The 1,704-nt window shown below is 49.4% G+C and carries 3 protein-coding genes; all 3 read right to left on the reverse strand.

All coding sequences use genetic code 11. The annotated features are described in order from the left end of the window. Window positions 1–356: hypothetical protein (locus ABJQ89_RS04305; RefSeq protein WP_348495033.1), on the reverse strand; the 356-nt coding region annotated here is incomplete at its 3' end. A 66-nt stretch (window positions 357–422) separates the two neighbouring features. Beyond that, a complete protein-coding gene (locus ABJQ89_RS04310; RefSeq protein WP_348495034.1) occupies window positions 423–839 on the reverse strand; it encodes a hypothetical protein in 417 nt (138 codons plus the stop codon). A gap of 179 nt (window positions 840–1,018) precedes the next feature. Next, the coding region (locus ABJQ89_RS04315) for an SEL1-like repeat protein (protein ID WP_348495035.1) at window positions 1,019–1,704 on the reverse strand (686 nt) is incomplete at its 5' end.

Genomic DNA, 1,704 nt, shown 5'->3' on the forward strand with positions numbered 1-1,704 from the left:
GGTGCAGTTGCTTCGACTCTAAAGGGAACGCGCCCTGCAGTTGAGTCTTCGATCGCTAGGTAGTTGCTGCCGCCATTGCCGCTGTCGTTTGCGACGATACGCCAATCATTTCCGGGGAAGGACGCAGAATTAGACGTGTCATCAAAATGGATTCGCAGGTTGTTTTCTTTCAAGCGGATCGTATCGAACCCAAAGTTTTCACCGTTGACGCAATCCATTCCAACACAAAGTGAACCACCGGATATGATAACATCATCGAGTTGTTGGATATCCGCAGCGGCACCGCTCGCTACCACGCAAAGCGCAGTCGTCGTTAGCGCAGTGCGCTGTTTAAGACTTTTCAAAAATATAGACATCTGATCCCCCTTCAAAAGGACTTACTTTTCTTGATTTGGCTCATCCCGCATAAGCCAAGACTTATTTTATTCTTCTTTCAGATCTTTTGGTGTGATGATCACACCTCTGGATACTGTAAAATGGCCATTCATCGCGAATGAACCGGACATGGTATCTCTCGCTTTGTCACCACGACCATTGTCAACTTTGTTCACGATCTTGACGGTCTCTTCTGTCGCGGCCTTCAACTCATAGCGATAGATACCGTCGGCAATTTCGTTGCCTTCAAGCCGAAAGACCGGCGTGCCCGTTTTTGCGAAGATCTGAGTGATCTCACCGCTAGGCGTAGAGATGGTCATTGACGCATTGGATAGGCCCACCCAATTTTCAAACCAGACAGCATTCGAATTATGTTGTTGAACCGGATTAACCTGCTCTGCAGCGCTCAACGAACCAACAGTCAAACCCAGAGCGACCAATAAGCCCAAAGCATTCTTCTTCATAGTTTCCGTCTCTCTAAATAGGCGATCAAAAACGATAGGTACTCAAAATATACTGATTAACTAAATCGTAACTTAGATGAAAATTTTACTAATATCATCTGTAAACACCTGTTTCGTAGGTAATTACTTACCCCTTGGTCAAGAAAAGTCGTGTTTTTTCGACCTTAAACTTCTAAATACTATCTGAGGTTGTTGTTTTTAATGCGCGCACGGACGAGCGCTTGAGATTCGTTAATTTGGCTTGGCGTTGGTAAATTGACGAATTCGGCAGCAAGAGCATCGTCCAAGACAACGCCAGCGGCACTCGCAAGTGACACCCACATGTGCCCGTAAACAAAGTCTTGAAGCACCCCTTCACCGCGGTAATGCATCATGCCCAGATTGGCCATCGCAGGGCCATATCCATTTTGCGCAGCACGCGTGAACCACTGTGCCGCTTGTCGGAATTCTGCAAACGTCGGGTCTGTTTTCTGGACCAAAGCCCAACCGAGTTGAAACTGGGCGACCGGATCGCCAAAGTCCGCTGAGGTCTGAACGTGATTCAGTGCCTCGGGTGTGGTCTCGATGGGCGCCAAACGCGGATCGTAGATATAGCGCGCGACCGATGGAGGCGCCGAGATTTCCGCGTTGCTGGCCAACTTATACAGCTCTGCGGCTTTGGCCTCGTTTACGGGCACACCAAATCCGTTTTCGTACAGAACGCCAAGGTTGCGATAGGCCTGTTTCACGCCCATCTCGCCAGCTTGGCTGAACAAATCAACCGCACGGGCATAGTCCTGCTCAACCCCTTCGCCCCTGACGTAGATCAACCCCAAGTTATTGAGCGCACGGCCACTACCAAGCGCGGCAGCTTGCGTATAAAGCG

The organism is Planktotalea sp., assembly GCF_039984035.1.
GTDB lineage: Bacteria > Pseudomonadota > Alphaproteobacteria > Rhodobacterales > Rhodobacteraceae > Planktotalea.

Excerpts from the sequence above, each read along its gene's own strand:
- ABJQ89_RS04310 (WP_348495034.1), bottom strand. The coding sequence starts at position 839 with ATGAAGAAGAATGCTTTGGGCTTATTGGTCGCTCTGGGTTTGACTGTT.